This is a genomic window from Gracilibacillus ureilyticus (assembly GCF_900111195.1).
Classification (GTDB): domain Bacteria; phylum Bacillota; class Bacilli; order Bacillales; family Amphibacillaceae; genus Gracilibacillus; species Gracilibacillus ureilyticus.
Genome location: NZ_FOGL01000024.1, coordinates 1 through 17,154, shown reverse-complemented (window position 1 = coordinate 17,154; position 17,154 = coordinate 1). Strand labels below are relative to the sequence as shown.

At 36.3% G+C, this 17,154-nt stretch carries 19 protein-coding genes and 1 pseudogene; 17 read left to right on the top strand and 3 right to left on the bottom strand.

From position 1 onward, the window contains the following. Positions 1-3: 3 nt before the first annotated feature. From BMW36_RS18320 to BMW36_RS18275, 10 genes are all read left to right on the top strand, one after another. Positions 4-1,179, top strand: a complete 1,176-nt coding sequence (locus tag BMW36_RS18320; RefSeq protein WP_175480520.1) for a CpaE/TadZ family protein — start codon at positions 4-6, stop codon at positions 1,177-1,179. A 13-nt stretch (positions 1,180-1,192) separates the two neighbouring features. Further along, on the top strand, positions 1,193-2,563 hold the full coding sequence (locus tag BMW36_RS18315; RefSeq protein ID WP_089743830.1) for a TadA family conjugal transfer-associated ATPase: 1,371 nt from the start codon (positions 1,193-1,195) through the stop codon (positions 2,561-2,563). Continuing rightward, positions 2,541-3,467: a type II secretion system F family protein gene (locus BMW36_RS18310; protein WP_089743828.1), complete on the top strand. Its 927-nt coding sequence runs from the start codon at positions 2,541-2,543 to the stop codon at positions 3,465-3,467. The genes BMW36_RS18315 and BMW36_RS18310 overlap by 23 nt, the downstream gene beginning before the upstream one ends. 4 nt (positions 3,468-3,471) lie before the next feature. Further along, on the top strand, positions 3,472-4,404 hold the full coding sequence (locus BMW36_RS18305; RefSeq protein ID WP_089743826.1) for a type II secretion system F family protein: 933 nt from the start codon (positions 3,472-3,474) through the stop codon (positions 4,402-4,404). A 235-nt stretch (positions 4,405-4,639) separates the two neighbouring features. Further along, positions 4,640-4,873, top strand: coding sequence for a Flp family type IVb pilin (locus BMW36_RS18300; protein ID WP_089743824.1), 234 nt, complete (start codon positions 4,640-4,642; stop codon positions 4,871-4,873). Positions 4,874-5,017: 144 nt separating this feature from the next. Next, entirely contained in the window at positions 5,018-6,442 is a 1,425-nt protein-coding gene (locus BMW36_RS18295; RefSeq protein WP_089743822.1) for a vWA domain-containing protein, read from the top strand. Between the two features lie 89 nt (positions 6,443-6,531). After that, positions 6,532-6,912 (top strand): hypothetical protein, encoded by a 381-nt coding sequence (locus BMW36_RS18290; RefSeq protein ID WP_089743820.1) that lies wholly within the window; start codon positions 6,532-6,534, stop codon positions 6,910-6,912. Continuing rightward, positions 6,909-7,565: a hypothetical protein gene (locus BMW36_RS18285; protein WP_089743818.1), complete on the top strand. Its 657-nt coding sequence runs from the start codon at positions 6,909-6,911 to the stop codon at positions 7,563-7,565. The genes BMW36_RS18290 and BMW36_RS18285 overlap by 4 nt, the downstream gene beginning before the upstream one ends. A gap of 36 nt (positions 7,566-7,601) precedes the next feature. Then, a complete protein-coding gene (locus BMW36_RS18280) occupies positions 7,602-8,915 on the top strand; it encodes a vWA domain-containing protein (RefSeq protein WP_089743816.1) in 1,314 nt (437 codons plus the stop codon). 21 nt (positions 8,916-8,936) lie between these two features. Beyond that, positions 8,937-9,260, top strand: a complete 324-nt coding sequence (locus tag BMW36_RS18275) for a hypothetical protein (protein WP_089743814.1) — start codon at positions 8,937-8,939, stop codon at positions 9,258-9,260. A 1-nt stretch (position 9,261) separates the two neighbouring features. On the opposite strand, the gene BMW36_RS18270 is transcribed toward BMW36_RS18275, so the two are convergent. Next, entirely contained in the window at positions 9,262-9,699 is a 438-nt protein-coding gene (locus BMW36_RS18270) for a prepilin peptidase (RefSeq protein WP_175480519.1), read from the bottom strand. Between the two features lie 95 nt (positions 9,700-9,794). Between BMW36_RS18270 and BMW36_RS18265 the strand changes: the two genes are divergently transcribed. From BMW36_RS18265 to BMW36_RS18235, 7 genes are all read left to right on the top strand, one after another. Then, on the top strand, positions 9,795-10,337 hold the full coding sequence (locus BMW36_RS18265; RefSeq protein ID WP_089743810.1) for a hypothetical protein: 543 nt from the start codon (positions 9,795-9,797) through the stop codon (positions 10,335-10,337). 94 nt (positions 10,338-10,431) lie between these two features. Further along, positions 10,432-10,638: a hypothetical protein gene (locus BMW36_RS18260; protein WP_089743808.1), complete on the top strand. Its 207-nt coding sequence runs from the start codon at positions 10,432-10,434 to the stop codon at positions 10,636-10,638. 38 nt (positions 10,639-10,676) lie between these two features. Further along, positions 10,677-12,092, top strand: coding sequence for a vWA domain-containing protein (locus BMW36_RS18255; protein WP_089743806.1), 1,416 nt, complete (start codon positions 10,677-10,679; stop codon positions 12,090-12,092). 402 nt (positions 12,093-12,494) lie between these two features. Then, on the top strand, positions 12,495-13,955 hold the full coding sequence (locus BMW36_RS18250; protein ID WP_089743804.1) for a VWA domain-containing protein: 1,461 nt from the start codon (positions 12,495-12,497) through the stop codon (positions 13,953-13,955). A gap of 73 nt (positions 13,956-14,028) precedes the next feature. Beyond that, on the top strand, positions 14,029-14,310 hold the full coding sequence (locus BMW36_RS18245) for a hypothetical protein (RefSeq protein ID WP_089743802.1): 282 nt from the start codon (positions 14,029-14,031) through the stop codon (positions 14,308-14,310). Continuing rightward, the gene (locus BMW36_RS18240) at positions 14,289-15,464 is read left to right on the top strand and encodes a vWA domain-containing protein (protein ID WP_089743799.1); all 1,176 of its coding nucleotides are present in this window, start codon (positions 14,289-14,291) and stop codon (positions 15,462-15,464) included. Before BMW36_RS18245 ends, BMW36_RS18240 begins: the two co-directional genes overlap by 22 nt. Before the next feature lie 299 nt (positions 15,465-15,763). Then, positions 15,764-16,021, top strand: a complete 258-nt coding sequence (locus BMW36_RS18235) for a SunI/YnzG family protein (RefSeq protein ID WP_089743797.1) — start codon at positions 15,764-15,766, stop codon at positions 16,019-16,021. 90 nt (positions 16,022-16,111) lie between these two features. On the opposite strand, the gene BMW36_RS18230 is transcribed toward BMW36_RS18235, so the two are convergent. Further along, complete coding sequence (locus BMW36_RS18230) at positions 16,112-16,657, bottom strand: beta-class carbonic anhydrase (RefSeq protein ID WP_089743795.1); 546 nt, start codon at positions 16,655-16,657, stop codon at positions 16,112-16,114. 315 nt (positions 16,658-16,972) lie between these two features. After that, positions 16,973-17,154: pseudogene (locus tag BMW36_RS20675) on the bottom strand (IS110 family RNA-guided transposase); the annotation flags it as partial.

Below are 17,154 nucleotides of genomic sequence, written 5' to 3'. Positions count from 1 at the left end.
GAAATGGAGCAAGTCAAAATGCTATTGGTTTGTGATAATAACCAATTGAAAAATCAATTACTCGAAGAGCTTCAACCAGTATATGGGCAAATTGAAACAATTACCAGCACTGAGTTGCGTAAAGAGATTGATCGTATTTCTCCGCAAATTATCATCATGACAGATGGAGAGAAGGATGAATCCACTATCGAACTGATCGAGTATACACAAGATGAAATTGGTGATGATGGTTATGCACCAATATTTATCTACTTATCTTATCAGGCGAATTTCCAGTTGTTGCGTGATTTAATCAGGCTCGGTGTCCATGATTTCTTTGTATTACCAGAGGAATTGACGAATTTCCTTGAACGGTTGGAGAAAAAAGTGCTTACAGTTAAAGAACAGCAAAATTCCGAATTTCAGCAATTGCCATCAAGCCAGGCAATGAAGAAAGGAAAAGGAGAAATCATTTCATTTTACAGTGGTAAAGGTGGGGTCGGGCGAACATTGTTGTCAACACTATTTGCCCAAACGATGAAATTAGAATCAACTGCTTCTGTATTATTTATAGATCTGAACCTACAATACGGTGGGGCGGAGAAATATTTGGGTGTAGAAAGTGCTCGATCCATTGCGGATTTACTGCCGGTTATTGATGAACTGAATGAAAATCATGTTCACAATGTTGTAATGAAAGAAACCTATTCTAAAATGGATTTATTATTAAGCCCACGAGATGCAGAAATTGCTGAGACAATAACCGAAGAGCATATTGTCCGCCTGCTTCGGACGTGCAGAAGAGCTTACGATATGGTGGTAATCGATTTACCTATAAATATGGATCCGATCACCTTCAGTGCATTAGAAGAATCTGAAGTGATCCATTATGTATTAAGTTTAGATACACCTGCTATAAGTAATTATAAGCAAGTTACTAACCTGCTTAAACGCCTGCAAATGGATACAGAAGGACGGATGAAAGTAATCGTCAACCGGATGGACCGGAGCAGTGAATTGACGACATCAGATGTGAAAGAATTTATTGTTGACCCCATTGTCGCAAAATTTAAGGAAGACCGAAAAGGGGTACAACCGCTGATTAATAAGGGAGAACCATTAAGAAAAGAAACAAAAGAAAAGAAAATACCAGCATTATCTAAGCAAGTTCGTAAGTATGTACTGACACAGTTAAAGTAAGGGGAGAAGTGAAATGGGTTTATTTAGTAAAAAACAGTTTCAAACAATAACTAAAGAAGCACCAACTTTTTCCGCTTATGATAATCCTTATGTCGAGGAATTAAGTGACCATTACAAAGCAAGATTACTTAATGAGACAAACCTTGATCGATTGACAAGTATGAAGCCAGAAGAAATGAGACAAGCGATCGAACGTATCATTACTCAATTCATGAGTGAAGAGAAAGTAGTAATCGCTCATCGGGACAAAGAACATTTATTAACCCGAATTATTGATGAATCGGTTGGTTTTGGTCCATTAGAGCCTCTGCTGAATGATCTGGATATAACAGAAATTCTTATTAATGGACATGGGGAAGTATATATCGAAAAAAAAGGTCAATTGACGCAAACGAATTTAAAATTTAGAGACGAGCGACACGTTAGACATATTATCGACAGAGTCGTTGCACCAATCGGACGTCGAATTGATGAAAGTTCACCAATGGTTGATGCAAGGCTCCCTGACGGAAGTCGTGTCAATGCCGTAATTCCGCCAATCAGTTTAAATGGAACATTAGTATCAATCCGTAAATTCTCCAAAGATCCTTTTACAATGAACAATCTCATCGAATTCAACTCGATGGATGAAGCAATGTCATCATACTTACAATCGATTGTAGCTGCAAAGATGAATGTACTTATTTCCGGTGGTACTGGTAGTGGAAAGACAACTTTGTTAAACGCACTTTCACGGTCGATTCCACCAGGTGAACGGGTTATCACGATCGAGGATTCGGCCGAGTTAAAGCTGGACAGGCCGAATGTTGTAGGGTTAGAAGCACGCCCGCCAAATACAGAAGGAAAAGGTGCCATCACCATCCGTGACCTTGTACGAAATGCTCTAAGGATGAGACCTGACCGGATTGTTGTCGGTGAGGTTCGTGGGGCAGAAGCATTTGATATGTTACAGGCGATGAATACAGGTCATGAAGGGTCATTAACAACCGTTCACGCCAACACACCTTTAGATGCAGTTAGACGTTTGGAAGGGATGATTATGATGGCAGGGATGGAATTGCCAAGTTCCATTATCCGGGAATATATTGTTGGTGCTTTAGATTACATTGTCCAAATCGAACGTTTGCAAGATGGTCAGCGAAAGACAATGTCGATATCAGAAGTAGTTGTAGACACAAAGACTAAAGGTGTAAAGCTACAGGAAATATTTAAATACCAACGGACAGGCCTGGGCAAGGATGGAAAAGTACAAGGGTTCTTCACTCCGACAGGGATTATTCCAAAAAATCAATATCGTTTACAAGTGTTTGGTCAAGATGTTCCAGATTCATTATTTGAGGCAGGTGAAGGAGTGAATACAGATGACAGCATCAGTCTTATTTAGTATATCGACAATGTTCGGGATTTGGGGAGTATTCAGTTATTTGGATTACAGGTTGAACAAGCAAAAATGGAAAGGGAAGACGAGAACAGATTTTGAACATACACAAAACAGAAAGAGTTTTATTGTAATTTGGGGAGAGCGTTTTGACCAAACAGATTATGGAAAAAAGCTCGAATTAAGGCTGAGGCGAGTTAATATTATTCTGACTCCATCAGAATTTTGCAGTATGTTATTCGTTGGAGGGTTAGGTTTGACCTTAATTTTCAATATGCTGTTAAAGTTTAACTTGTCTATGAGTTTTATATTTGCTGTAATTGCTATTGCCGCCATTACTCAATTAATTTTTCTTATCAGAAGAAATAAATATCAAGAGAAGTTGAACAACCAGTTATCAGAAGTTTGTGTCACATTAGCTAATGCGACGAGATCAGGCATGACACTTAGTCAGGGATTTCAATTAGTTGCTAGGGAATTAAGTGAACCTTCCAGAAGCGAGTTTAAACAATTATCGAATGAGCTTAGCCTCGGTCAAAATTTCGAGGATGCTCTTCTGAAATTTCAACAAAAGATCAAAGGTAGAGATTATAAATTGTTTATCGTTTCATTGCTAACACAAAAGAAAGCTGGGGGAAATCTCCATGAAACTTTGGAGGAAATGGCAAAGGTGCTTGATGAACGGAAATTCCTAGAGCAAGAGATTAAAACATTAACATCTGAACAGAAATTTATTTCCTATGTTATTCCATCCATTCCGATCATTTTAATATTTGCAATCAACATGATGATGGAAGAATTCACAAAGGTATTATTTACAATACCAGGAATAATTATATTAGCAATGTTCGCAATAGGTATCCTCCTGTCATTTATTCTCGTTCAAAAAGTAACCAAAATAAGGGTGTAAGCTTATGACTGATTTAATAACATTAATAGCCATTTTATCTATTCTTTTACTAGGAGTTTCACTCAGTGCATGGTACCGATATATTGGACAGAAAAATGAAGTGAAGACAAGGTTGAAAGAAGCAAACGATAGTGAGAATCAAGAATTAGAGAAGAAACAATCATTATTACATAAAATCTTTGCAAAAATCCTCACCTTTGCTGATGACTTCTCCGAAATTGGTGAACGCTTTAACTTTTTTAGTGAAACAGAAGATGTTGAAAAGTGGCTGATTCAGGCAGATAATCCATATGATTTAACTGTAAAGAGGTTTCAAGGCCTGAAAATTGCTCTAACATTGATAGGTTTCTTTACAGGAGTTTTAGCATTTTTAATTGGATTACCGTTTCGACAATTTTTAGTTGTTATTTTACCTTTCATCGGTTTCTTTGGTCCAATTTTCTGGATAAAGAATAAAGCGAAGAAACGTCAGGAGGAGTTAAGTTATGCATTGCCAGACTTTTTAGACATGGTCAGTGTAACTTTAAAAGCTGGTGCAAGCCTGGATCAGGCATTTAGAGAAATATCACGTTATTTCGATGGACCAATTCAGGAGGAGTTTTCCCGTTTTAATCATCGCGCTAATTTAGGGATACAAAGGGAAGAACTGTACTTGGAACTAATCAATCGTACCGATGTACCAGAGTTTCACACAGTAATTAAATCATTAATTCGGGGAGCGGAACTAGGCGTTCCAGTTGCAACAACATTTGAGATCCAGTCAGCGGAAATTAGACAACTCAGAAAGGAAAAGGCAAAGGAGCTTGCTGCGAAAGCATCTCCTAAGATCACCTTGATAACAACATTTGTTGTAATGCCGACAGCTTTTATTTTGATAGGTGGATTATTACTATTAAACATTATTTATGAAGTCTTAGATAGTGGTATATTTGAATAATTTTAACACATGGAAAAAAGACCATGAGCTGTTAAATGTATGGGCATCGCAGCACAGGTCTTTAGATAAAAACTATTTTAGGGAATAGATTTATCTTTTTTAATTATAATTTAAGGAGGTGGTTAGATTCAAGTAAATTGTTTGTTTGGTTATAAGTTGTTGTCTCTTTATGTTTATGGTTTTAGGGAATAGTTAGAACTTAAAAATTTATCTATTATTTAGGAGGAAGTTTATTATGACAAAATTAGGTCAGCAATTGTATGTGAAAGGTCAAACTGCAGTAAATCGTTTAAAGAAAGATGAAGAAGGTTCAACAGCTGTTGAATTTATGGGCATCGCAGCAGTAGCAGTGGTTATCATTTTGATGGTTACTAATTATATGGGTGAAGGTGGAAATGGAGGTAACCTTATACAAGGCCTGCTAGATAGTGTTATTGGTACAGTAGGTAAATGGTTTGGTGGAAATTAATTTATTTATTAGTGGTGTTGAGGCTATACTGCCTCAACACTAATTAATACCATTATTTTAAAAATTTTTTAGTAATATACTTATTCTGTGTAAATAATATCAACTTAGTTGGAAGCAAACTAAGTTTTTTTTGGAGGTATAACCATGAGATTTATCACCTTATCCTTGCTATTGAGTTTTTCAGTACTAGTCCTGGCTTCATGTGTAGAAGGAGACAGAGATAGTGAAAGTAATGAGGAGACGAGTGAAAATAGGGATAATACTCTAAGTGAGGAGAGTGATGAAACAATAAATTCGGAAGAAAGTAATGAAAACTCCAACAAATCTAACACCACCTTATTAGAAAAAGCGCCGGAATTACCAACAAACTTGCAAGATGTGGCTGATTACCCGGCTGGCCCATTAGCTGGGAATGGAAGAATTAGAGGAGAAGCTCCATTAATGCCCATTCCTGAGATGGCAGATTATGTGATGGAACAATTACCACCCATTTCAGAAGAAGCAAGTGAAGAAGAACTGGATCAATGGTTTAAGGCCTATCGTTCTCTCTTTGCCGAAGACTATCCTGATCCAGACGAGCTAATAACCGAAATTCAAGTGGATCAATCCGATTTGCCTAAAATGGGAGATAAACAAATTTCGTTCAAAGATCAATTTAATGTATTGGTTATATTAGATGTAAGTAAAAGTATGGTTAATGAAATCAATGGAGAACCAATGATGGATATTGCCAAAAGATCGATTGAGGATTTCGTCGGTCAATTACCGGAAGAAGCGAATGTAGGGTTACGAGTGTATGGGCATGAAGGCGAAAACACAGCAGAAATGAGAGCACAATCGTGCCAATCATCTGAACTAGTTTATCCTCTTCAACCATTGGATCAAAGTGCATTTGGTGATGTATTGGACAGTTTTCAGCCCACTGGCTGGACGCCGATCGCATTAAGTCTGAAACAAGCGAAACAAGATTTTGAAGACTATCCAAGTGAGACGAATAACAATTTAGTATATGTCGTAAGTGATGGTGCGGAAACTTGTGATGGAGATCCAGTAGAAGTAGCGAAGGAATTGGTAGATTCCAATATAGAACCAATTATTAATGTGATAGGTTTTAATATGGATGAAGAAGATGAACAGGAATTACAGAAACTAGCAGAAGCAGGAGAAGGAGTTTACACGTCAGTTGGGGATGAAGAGGAGCTCAAGCGTGTGTTTGAAGAAGCGAAGGAACTATTACTGGAATGGAAAAAGTGGAAAAGCTCTGCGGAAGTAGGAGCATCTGGAGATATGAGAGATGTGAGGAGCAATGTTCTTGATTTGCGAGGTGAATGGCGTTATCTTGCATCCGATGAGAGAAATATAATGCAGAAAGTGTTAATGCAACTGAGTGATGGTGATTTCCTAGGAGGGAACTATTCCTATTTGTTTGATAGTGTAAACACATTATGGTCTGACATAGAGGATTATGGTGATGAGGCTCAAGGTTATTTGGAAGAAAAGCTTGAAAATAAATATGAGGAAGCAATTAATGATATTAATGATCAGTATAATGATAATGTAGTTAATTAAGATAGATAGTGATTTGCCGATTTTCTTTCAAGCAGGATGAGTTAATTTATAGGGAGGAAATATTAGTCAGTGGAATTGGAGGGATCTTCTTGAAATCTAAGCAATATATATCAAATGAAAAGGGCTCTATAAATATTGAATTCATGGGTCTGCTACCATTTATTTTAATCCTATTAGTAGTGTTCGTACAAATACTTCTTTCAGGGTATTCAATTCTTCTTGCTCAAAAGGGAGCACACGAATCTGCAAAAGTATATTCGATTACTGGCAGTGTTACGGAAGCAGAGGATGTATTGAAAGAAATCACTTCTACTAGTCTTCTAAACTATTCAGACTTTGAAGTGATAAATGAAGGCAACAGTTATTTTACTGTTCAGTTTACTGGGGAACATGGCATATTAATCGGTCCTGATTCTTGGAGAGACCTAATAGAACTACCACACTATACATATAGCAGGATGATAGAATGAAAATAAAAAATATATTAAAAGATGAAAAAGGCAGTGCGTCGATTATAACTTTAGGAATTGTATGTTTTGGGGTTGTATTGATTTTCCTATTTTTTAATTATGCCAAGATCTTTATTGTTGCCGAACGTTCCAACACATCTGCAGAACAGGCGAGTTTAGCCGCAACTTCCGTTGTATATGATGAAATGCTGGATTTAATAAATTCTTTTCAATATGCCTGTGGAAATATAGCGGGTGTGGACATTGCCTGCCCATTGAGAGAAAAATATGAAATAATAAAATCGTCCAATCCATCCTTATCAGAATATGAGGCTATTGATAAATTTCTGTCAAACTCGGCAATTCTGACATTAAGAAAAGCTCATAGTGTCTATTTATTGGAATTTGAAGTCCGGCGCAGTTTAATTTCTGCCAAACCCGCAGTGAAAAATGCAGTACAACAAGTTGTAGACAAAAACAAAGGCAATGAGAATGACACGACAATAACTTATTTTAATAGTGACAATCGAATTGAAGTAGAGACATCTGCAGAATACGAGAGTATGGAATCTGGCTTTTTAGGAAAAATTACCGAAGATATCGAAAATGTTGGGGTAGGTCTTGAAATAAAATTTTTAGAAAGTTTAACTTTCTTTCCAAGCCAATCCTTTTAATCTTTAATTTACCGTTATTAGAGAGGAGGAAGCTAAATGAAGCTAAATCATAAAATCATATTGCTTTTTACATCATTAATTGCCCTGTTTTTACCGACTGCATGCTCCTCTAATGATGTTCATGAGGTATTCGCTAAAGAAAAGGATTTGGTTGAAGAAATGCCAACAGATTTAGCGGGGGTTTTAGAATATCCTAAAGGTTCCTTAGCAGATCTTTCGTTTAAAGAAGATAAAGAGTCCATGTTAGAAACAGTTAAAGCTATTTTACCACCAATTGATGAAGAAAAAGAGGAAGCATATCTGGAAGATTGGTGGAATGTTTATTATTCCCTTGTCAAGAAAGACTATCCAGACCCTGAAGGTATCTTCGTAGAACAGCAACTGGAACCTTTTACACATCCATTATTAAAAGAAAAAGAGGTTATTCCACTGAAAGAACAAGTGAATGTACTTATCGTGATGGATGTAAGTGGAAGTATGAAGCAGGAAATTGATGGAAAGAGAATGATTGATATTGCAAGGGATTCTATTATTCAGTTTACGGAGGAATTACCGGAAGATGCGAATGTTGGCTTACGTGTTTATGGTCATGAAGGGGATAGCAGTGAAGATAAGGAGAAAAAATCTTGTGATAGCTCTGAACTAGTTTACGAAATGCAGTCACTAGATGAAGACGATTTTTATGATGAGATCGAACGATATGAGCCTGCGGGATGGACCCCATTAGCCTTAAGTATTGAACAAGCTAAAGAAGATTTGGCACAGTTCCCTTCTGAGCAAAATTCTAATATCATTTATGTAGTAAGTGATGGATTGGAGACATGTGGAGGAGATCCTGTAACTGTTGCAAAGTCACTTACTAACTCAAATATTAAACCAATTATTAATGTAATAGGTCTAAATGTTGATGAAGCTGGTCAAACGGAACTGCAAAAAATTGCAGAAGCAGGACGGGGAGAATATACACCAGCGGGAAATGAAGAAGAGTTACAAGAAGCATTTGAACGCGCTGAACAAATGATTAATGAATGGAAGGCTTGGCAGAAAATTGCGAGTGATAGAGCAGAGGAACATAAAAATGAGCAAATTGAAGAGGCAGATGCTTTTTTAGAAAGTTGGCTGGAAGTGAACCAACGTGAAGGGAGTAGCGTCTTTTCGATCATAAATGATTTACGGAGTTCAGGTTATATAACAGATGCTGCGCAGCGGTATTTTGCCATTAAGCGTACAGATAGGGAATTATCTTATAACGAAATTGGTGAGAATGCTTATAAAGACATCGTGGAAGCTGTTGATGCGAATTATAAGAGCCAAATGTACTTAATAAATAAAGATATTGAGGAAAATTAACCAATACTGGAGGGATTTTCATTGAAATCAAAAGTTTCTACACTTTTTAAGTGGATTACTGGCGGTTTAGAAGCGTTCTGGGGAATACCATTCGTCGGCGGGACGATTATTTTAGGAATGGCATGGACCCCTTTATTCGTGATGCTAGTTCTGCATATCGTTACATTAGTTTTTTGTATTCAAGAGAAAAAGAGCATTCATGGCAGTATTGTTGGAATTGTTACCTCATGTTTAGGATGGATCATTTTTTTAGGGATGATTATGCATATAATTAGTGCTATTGTGCTTTTGATTGATGCATACAAGGATCAGAAAGAACAAAAAGAAGTGGTGACAGAATTCTAACTTACGCTATATAAACAATGAAGGTCCCTAGCGCGATAAATGGTGCCATAGGGATTTCTTTTATGTACATTTTATCAGGATTTATTTTCTTTAATATAAGAATAGGAACAGCAATTACTGCTGTTAATAAATAACTATATAATAAGATGTAAAAACCTGCATTGATACCAAATGCTAAACCAAGTAGTGCCAGTAATTTAATATCCCCACCGCCTAATGAATTGGAAAACATAGCAATTAGGAAACAAATACCCCCAACAAGCAGGAAACCTAGTATGTATGTAAAGATATTTTGAAGATTGAATACAAGATGATAAAGTCCAAAATAGATCATACCAGGAAAAGTCAGCCAATTGTAAATTCGCCTGCTTTTCAAATCTGTAAAAGTAGAGATTACTAGAATAATAGCAATTGGGACAATAAAAAGAACAACAGCCATGTAAATACCTCTCATTTCATGAAATTATATCCAAAATTATATCATATTGTGAACACACTTCCTATATAAAAACTTTAAACTAAGGAGTTAAATCCATGTTACATAGAAAAAAACTCTTATATATCCTCCTAATCTTCTTCCTTTTAGCAGCATGCCAGGAAGAGGAACCTTCCGACGAATCAATAGGAGAAAGTACAAACCAGAATAGTGTGAATGAAAAAAAGGTTAGTACCATTAGTGATTCAGAGAATGCTAATTTAGTTGATGAAGAAGATAATGACCTAAAAGAAGAAGACGTTGATCCGCTAGCTGACCTTTTAGAGCGAGCACCGGAAGAGCCTGCAACTTTAGATGAAATCATTGCATATCCTGTAGGTCCATTAGCTGGGAATGGAGAGAGAACAGGTACTGATCCCATTCTGGAAATAGAAGAAAAAGCTGCATTCGTAAAAGAGGTGCTACCACCGATTGAAGAGGAGGAAGAAGAAGAATACATCGACCAATGGTGGCGTGCTTTTCGCTATATTTTCTCAGAAGAATACCCAGACCCTCGTCAAATATTAGAAAAAATAAACTTCACTCATTTTGGAAATGCAAAGTTAGAAGATGAAATGTTAGGATCGGAATTCTCAATTTAATAGTATAAAAGCCAGTGAACGATCTGTTATTTATATGGAGGGGCATAGATGAGATTCGATTAGCATAAATGCAGATGAAACAGCTGTAAGGAGAATGGTTATTCAGCATTTAAGAAGAGAAAAAGGCCATATTACAAGGGAAGCAAGTGATTACTTATTAGAACAAAACAAAAAAAGTAGCGAATTATTTAAGGGAATCAGAAATAACACATATGATGATTTGTGGGGAGAAATAGAGAGGACCTATCAGGAACAGCTTCAGAAAATTGAAGAAGAATATGAGGAGAATGTAGAAGTATAAAAATGAATAATGCTTAATATCCTTTTGGAGGTATAACCATGAAATTGACCATCCTATCCTTACTATTAAGTTTTTCGATATTCGTCCTAGTTGCATGTGAAGATGGCGATAAGAATATGGAAAGTAATCATAATGCAACGAATGAAAATATGAGTGAGGAGAATGATGAAACAAATGATCTGAAAGAAAGTAATAAGAACGCCAATCAATCTGAGCCAACACTTTTAGAGACAGCCCCGGAATTACCAACAAACATTCAGGAAATAGCTGACTACCCAGTTGGTCCATTAGCTGGGAATGGAAGAATTACAGGGGAGGCTCCATTAATGCCTGTTCATGAGATGGCAGACTATGTAATGGAACAATTACCAGCTTTATCAGAAGAAGCAAGTGAAGAGGAATTGGATCAATGGTTTAAGGCCTATCGATCCCTATTTGCCGAAGACTATCCTGATCCGAACCAACTAATAACTGAAATTCAAGTGGACCAATCCAATTTGCCTCAAATAGGGGATAAACAAATATCGTTCAAAGATCATTTTAATGTATTGGTCATATTAGATGTAAGTAAAAGTATGGTTAATGAAATCAATGGAGAACCAATGATAGATATTGCCAAAGGCTCGATTGAGGATTTCATCGGTCAATTACCGGAAGGAGCGAATGTAGGGTTACGTGTGTATGGACATGATGGCGAAAATACAACAGAAATGAGAGCACTATCCTGCCAAGCATCTGAACTAGTTTATCCACTTCAACCATTGGATCAAAGTGCATTTGGTGATGTACTAGACAGTTTTCATCCAGCTGGCTGGACGCCGATCGCATTAAGTCTGGAACAAGCAAAACAAGATTTTGAAGACTATCCAAGTGAGACGAATAACAATTTAGTATATGTCGTAAGTGATGGTGCGGAAACGTGTGATGGAGATCCAGTAGAAATAGCAAAAGAACTGGTAGATTCCAATATTGAACCTATTATTAACGTTATTGGTTTTAATGTGGATGGAGAAGGTGAACAGGAATTACAGGCCTTAGCAGAAGCAGGAGAAGGAGTTTACACAGCAGTTGGTGATGAAGAGGAGCTCAATCGAGTGTTTGAAGAAGCGGAGGAACTATTACTTCAATGGAAAGAATGGAAAAGTTCAGCAGAGATAGGGGCAACTTGGGATAAAAGAGACTTTACCACCGCTGCAAATGTTCTGAAAAGGGATTGGGAAAAATATGTAAACGATGAAACGTCTGTTATGAGAGATGTATTATTTGAATTACAAGCGGAAGAATATTTAGGTGGAAATTTTCACTACTTATTAGATATGCGTGGAAATTTGTGGCATGAATTTACAGATTATAGCGATGATATTGAGAGTTATTTGGTAGAAAAGATAGAAAATAATTATGATGAAGCAATTGATGATATTAATGATCAGTACAATGATAATGTAGAAAATTAAAGAAAAATCGGGGGATTTTAGGGGTATGCGAAGAGGAAGAATAAATACCTTTGACCTGCATTAGATGAATGGACCCAAACAAACATTCGTAATCTTTAATCAAAGTATGAGATTACTAGAAAACCTGGGAAATTTATTAGAATAAGTTCTTAGTGAGACCTGTACATATAGCATCCAAGTCTCTTTAGGGAGAGGATGACTTAAAGATGATTAGTAATAATACTAATAATACAAATTGTTTGAGCCATAAGATATAAATAGTGAAATAGAATTTCTCGCTAGAAACAAAATTAGGCAAACAATTGTCTGTGAAGGTCAAACTGCAGTAAATCGTATATAGAAAGATGAAGAAGGGGTGAATAATTATCTTTTTTCATCACTTTTGATCAAAGGAGCTTGAGTATGATTATTAGACAGTGTAAAGGTAAATTAATGTTAATAGGGATCCTTATCATAATTATAACTCTATTATCAGCTTGTACTAATGAAAGTGATAAAAGTAAGCCTTTAGATGGTGAGGAGGATACAGAGGTTTCGAAATCTAATAATAACAATGAGGAAACTACTGACAAGGTCAAAGAAGCTGAGGCAATGGAAGAAGAGCCGATTAATCGTTTAACAGATATAATAACAGATGCACCAGAAGAACCGACAACATTGGATGAGATCCTTCTGTATCCAACTGGTCCTTTAGCTGGAAATGGAAGAATTATAGGTGAGGAGCCAGTGATGTCAACTGATGAACTGGCGGAATATGTAATGAATGTATTACCACCAATTGAAGAGGATGCAGATGAAGCCTATTTAGAGGAATGGTGGAAAGCTTATCGTTATTTATTTGCCGAAGCTTATCCAGATCCTCGAAATATTATTACTGAAATGAAATGGGATAACTTTGGAAATGAAGGAATAGAAGATGAGCGTTTTCACATGAAAGATCAAATAAATGTTCTCATCATTTTAGATGTTAGTGGAAGTATGGCGAATGAAATTGATGGGAAATCCATGATGGAAATTGCTAAAGACTCGATCATTGATTTTACAACAGAGTTACCGGAGGAAGCGAATATTGGTCTACGGGTCTATGGGCATGAAGGAAAAAGCACAGGCAAAACAAGAGAACAGTCATGCCAGGCAACCGATTTAATTTATGATTTCCAATCTTCGGATGGAAATAGTATAGAGAATGTCATCGATCCATTTGAACCAACTGGATGGACCCCAATAGCTTTAAGTCTGGAAAAAGTAAAAGAAGATTTTTCAAAGTTTCCTGGAGAACAGAATAATAATTTGGTGTATATTGTCAGTGATGGGGCGGAGACTTGTGATGGCGATCCTGCAAGTGTAGCAAAAGAATTAGCCGAATCAGAGATTCAAACGATTATTAATGTGATAGGTTTTAATGTAGATATTGAAGGACAGAATCATTTGCGAGAGATTGCGGATGCTGGCGGTGGTATCTATACGAATGCAGGTAATGAAAAGAAACTAAACGAAGCTTTTGATCAGGCGGAGCAATTAATTGAAAGATGGAAAAAGTGGAAAAATGGTATGTCCATGGATGCACATGACGAGACACTTTCACAGAAGACTGAGGTACGAGAATTTCTACTAGCATTCCGACCTCCAGCTATGGATGAATTGACAGTTAGAACAAATGTTATTAGAACCTTAAGAAAAGAAAAAGGATATATTACCCGTGAGGCAAGTGATTTCCTTTTAGCTAAAAATAAAGAGAACTATGATCTTTACATCGAAGAAATGTATAGCACATATGAAACGATGATAGAAGAAATAGAAATGAATTATGAACAACAGATGAAGAAAATAGAAGAAGCTTATGATGAGAATGTAGAAGAATAATATAATAACTAAGAAAGAAGTAATATGAACTTGAAATCTATTATACCTAAAATGAAAAAGGGTGTTTTGATCTATGACTTCTAAATTTTCAGCGGCTTATTTAATTTTTAGTTTTCTGTTCATAATGGTTTTATTAGTGGGTTGTACAAGTGAAAAGTCAGAGGATGAACCAGATATGGAAGAAAAACCTGTGGCACAAGATACATTAAATGAAAATGCTGAAAAAAAGACAGAATTGAGTAATCAGGAAGAAAAACCAGAACAAGAATCAACCGATGTGCACCAGATATTCCCAGTAATATCGAGGAAATTATCGCCTATCCTGTTGGGCCATTGGCTGGCAATGGAGATATAACAGGTACGGAACCGATTATGGAAGAGGAGGAAAAAGTCGCCTACATAAAAGAGGTATTGCCTGCCATAGAAGAAGATAAAGAAGAAGCGTATTTAGATCGATGGTGGCGTTCTTTTCATTATCTTTTTGCAGAAGAATATCCCGATCCACGAAGTATCCTAATAGAATTGAATTATACTCACTTTGGCAATGATGCTTTAGAAGATGAGCGCTTTCATTTTAAAGATCAGATCAATGTATTACTGGTTCTTGATGTTAGTGGAAGTATGGCGAATGAGATAGACGGCAAGTCAATGCTTCAGATGGCTAAAGATTCAATCTATAATTTCACTTCTGATCTTCCTGATGAAGCAAATATCGGGGTCCGGGTATATGGCCATGAAGGAGATAGTACGGAGCAAACAAAAGAAGAGTCATGCCGAGCCACTGACTTACTTTATGACTTTCAACAAGCCAATATAAATGATATCCAAGATGTAATTGATCCATTGAAACCAAAAGGGTGGACCCCGATTGGTCGGAGTTTAGAACAGGCAAAGGAAGATTTTTCTGCATTTCCTGGAGAAAATAACACGAACCTTGTCTATATCGTCAGTGACGGAATAGAGACGTGTGAGGGGGATCCTGTAACGGCGGCTAAGGAATTAGCGGATTCGAATATCAAATCAATTGTCAATGTGATCGGATTCAATGTCGGAATTGAAGGTCAATCCCATCTGCGGGAAATTGCTGAAGCGGGAGGCGGGATTTACACCAATGCAGGGAATGAAGATGAATTAAGAGAAGCATTGGACAGAGGGGAAGCATTAATTCAACAATGGAAAGAATGGAAAGAAGGGGAAATAAGGAATATCTCTGAGCAAATAAAAGAACAAGAGTCACAAGCCATAAGAAGTAGAGGGGAATGGCTGGACATAGTGGCAGATGAAAATTATAACCATAACTTTATTCTTCGTGCTTTACATTCAGAAGGATATATCAACAGGAAGGCTTATGAATATATGATGTCTAGATACTATGAAAGAAGAGATTTATATAAAGAGATTAGAGAAAATGAATTTGAAAGTTTAGAGGAAGAAATAGAAAAAAACTATACAACACAGCTAGAAAAAATTGAAGAAGAATATGAAAAAATTATGGAAGAAAAAAACTGAAATTGAATGTTATCATCATTTTAGATGTTAGTGGAAGTATGGCGAATGAAATTGATGGGAAATCCATGCGCAATTGCTAATGCAGAGAATGTCATCGATCCATTTGAACCAACTGGACACCATTCGCTTTAAGAAGAGGAGAGTTTAACTACGAGTCACTTCATCAAGCATTAGTTCAATTAAAGAAAGATAAATTAGAAATCAAAGAGAAAATGAATCAATATAAATCGTCAGAAGCTAAGGAACAGGTGATTCAGTCATTCTTGGATCAAATAAATTAAGTAAGGAGAGATGTTGCGGTGGAACCGAAAGTGATAGATGATGGACAAAATATTATTATCAAATGGCAATTTTCCAAAATAGTGATCCCTTCTGAAGGTATTAAGGAAGTATTATCTGATGATACCTATGGCGGTAATGACCCTAAAGCCCTCAGAATCGGCTTTCCTTACGGATCGACTGATCGCGTGCTCCTTCGAACCAATGAGGGCAATTATCTTATATATACTTCTAACCCCCACACAATTACAAAAAAACTTAAAAAATATGTTCAATAGTATGATAGGATAATCTGAATTTATAGTTTTCTCTTTGGTTGAAGAGTATTGTTGGGAAAAAAACTCCCCATTTTGGGGAGTTTATTATAATTAATATCCTTTTTTCACTAAATCCAACTTACCTGTTGCAGGGTCAATAACAAGACCATGTACTGGTACACCTTCAGGCAATAATGGATGATTCTCGATAACTTGTACAGACTTCTCTACAGATTTTGCCGGATCTTCAAATCCAGTAAGCCACTTATTTACGTCAACATCAAGGCTGTCAATTTCTTTTTGATTGATTCCTCGTTCTTTCATTATTTCAAGAAAACCTTCTGTATCAAAGTGTTTCATACCGCAATTATGATGAGCGATAACAAATACTTCATCTGCCTGTAAAGCATAAATGGCAACAAGGATACTTTTCATTGTACTGTCGTAAGGATCATTAAGAATTGCACCGGCATTTTTCACCATTTTGACATCACCGTTACTTATGTTTAATGCTTTCGGTAACAGTTCCACTAATCTTGTATCCATACATGTGAAAATAACAGCACGCTTATTTGGAAGATTGCTTGTTTCATATACTTGATATTCCTTATTTTCTACAAATTGTTGATTGAATGTAAGTATCTCATCTAATAACATAATTCCAGCTCCTTTTGTTGTCATATATCATTGTATGAATCTCTGTTATCTCTCTAAGAGAGATTTCCTGGTCCATATATTATAATAAAACAAGATCCCATTTCAATCAATTAATACCACTATATGATATAATACAGGTAACGGAAAGACGGTATTAGCACAGTGGTAAATAGTCAAGAACAAAATCATAAAGAATTGGAAATTATTCTAACCCCTTAACCTCTTAACCCTAAAAAAGAATACACTAAAGAAACCTCACGACATTTGTAAAAAAATGGATGTGAGAATATCCAATAATGAAAGGTGAGTCTTACTTTAAAACTCTCTCCTTTCAGGTGCAATATATAATTGATTGGTTTTTAGTAGCGAAAAAACCAATCGTACTAATTTTCTTGCGGTTAAGACGAGGGCTCTCTTATGTTGATGCTTGGTTACTTCTTGATATTTCTTTTGGTAAAACGATTTATAGTCACTGTCGCTTCTACGAATGGAATCGG

Coding starts and splice junctions, on each gene's coding strand:
- BMW36_RS18245 (WP_089743802.1), top strand. CDS start 14,029: ATGACTTCTAAATTTTCAGCGGCTTATTTAATTTTTAGTTTTCTGTTC.
- BMW36_RS18230 (WP_089743795.1), bottom strand. CDS start 16,657: ATGTTATTAGATGAGATACTTACATTCAATCAACAATTTGTAGAAAAT.
- BMW36_RS18285 (WP_089743818.1), top strand. CDS start 6,909: ATGAAAATAAAAAATATATTAAAAGATGAAAAAGGCAGTGCGTCGATT.
- BMW36_RS18250 (WP_089743804.1), top strand. CDS start 12,495: ATGATTATTAGACAGTGTAAAGGTAAATTAATGTTAATAGGGATCCTT.
- BMW36_RS18265 (WP_089743810.1), top strand. CDS start 9,795: ATGTTACATAGAAAAAAACTCTTATATATCCTCCTAATCTTCTTCCTT.
- BMW36_RS18255 (WP_089743806.1), top strand. CDS start 10,677: ATGAAATTGACCATCCTATCCTTACTATTAAGTTTTTCGATATTCGTC.
- BMW36_RS18320 (WP_175480520.1), top strand. CDS start 4: ATGGAGCAAGTCAAAATGCTATTGGTTTGTGATAATAACCAATTGAAA.
- BMW36_RS18315 (WP_089743830.1), top strand. CDS start 1,193: ATGGGTTTATTTAGTAAAAAACAGTTTCAAACAATAACTAAAGAAGCA.
- BMW36_RS18300 (WP_089743824.1), top strand. CDS start 4,640: ATGACAAAATTAGGTCAGCAATTGTATGTGAAAGGTCAAACTGCAGTA.
- BMW36_RS18295 (WP_089743822.1), top strand. CDS start 5,018: ATGAGATTTATCACCTTATCCTTGCTATTGAGTTTTTCAGTACTAGTC.
- BMW36_RS18280 (WP_089743816.1), top strand. CDS start 7,602: ATGAAGCTAAATCATAAAATCATATTGCTTTTTACATCATTAATTGCC.
- BMW36_RS18270 (WP_175480519.1), bottom strand. CDS start 9,699: ATGGCTGTTGTTCTTTTTATTGTCCCAATTGCTATTATTCTAGTAATC.
- BMW36_RS18260 (WP_089743808.1), top strand. CDS start 10,432: ATGGTTATTCAGCATTTAAGAAGAGAAAAAGGCCATATTACAAGGGAA.
- BMW36_RS18310 (WP_089743828.1), top strand. CDS start 2,541: ATGACAGCATCAGTCTTATTTAGTATATCGACAATGTTCGGGATTTGG.
- BMW36_RS18305 (WP_089743826.1), top strand. CDS start 3,472: ATGACTGATTTAATAACATTAATAGCCATTTTATCTATTCTTTTACTA.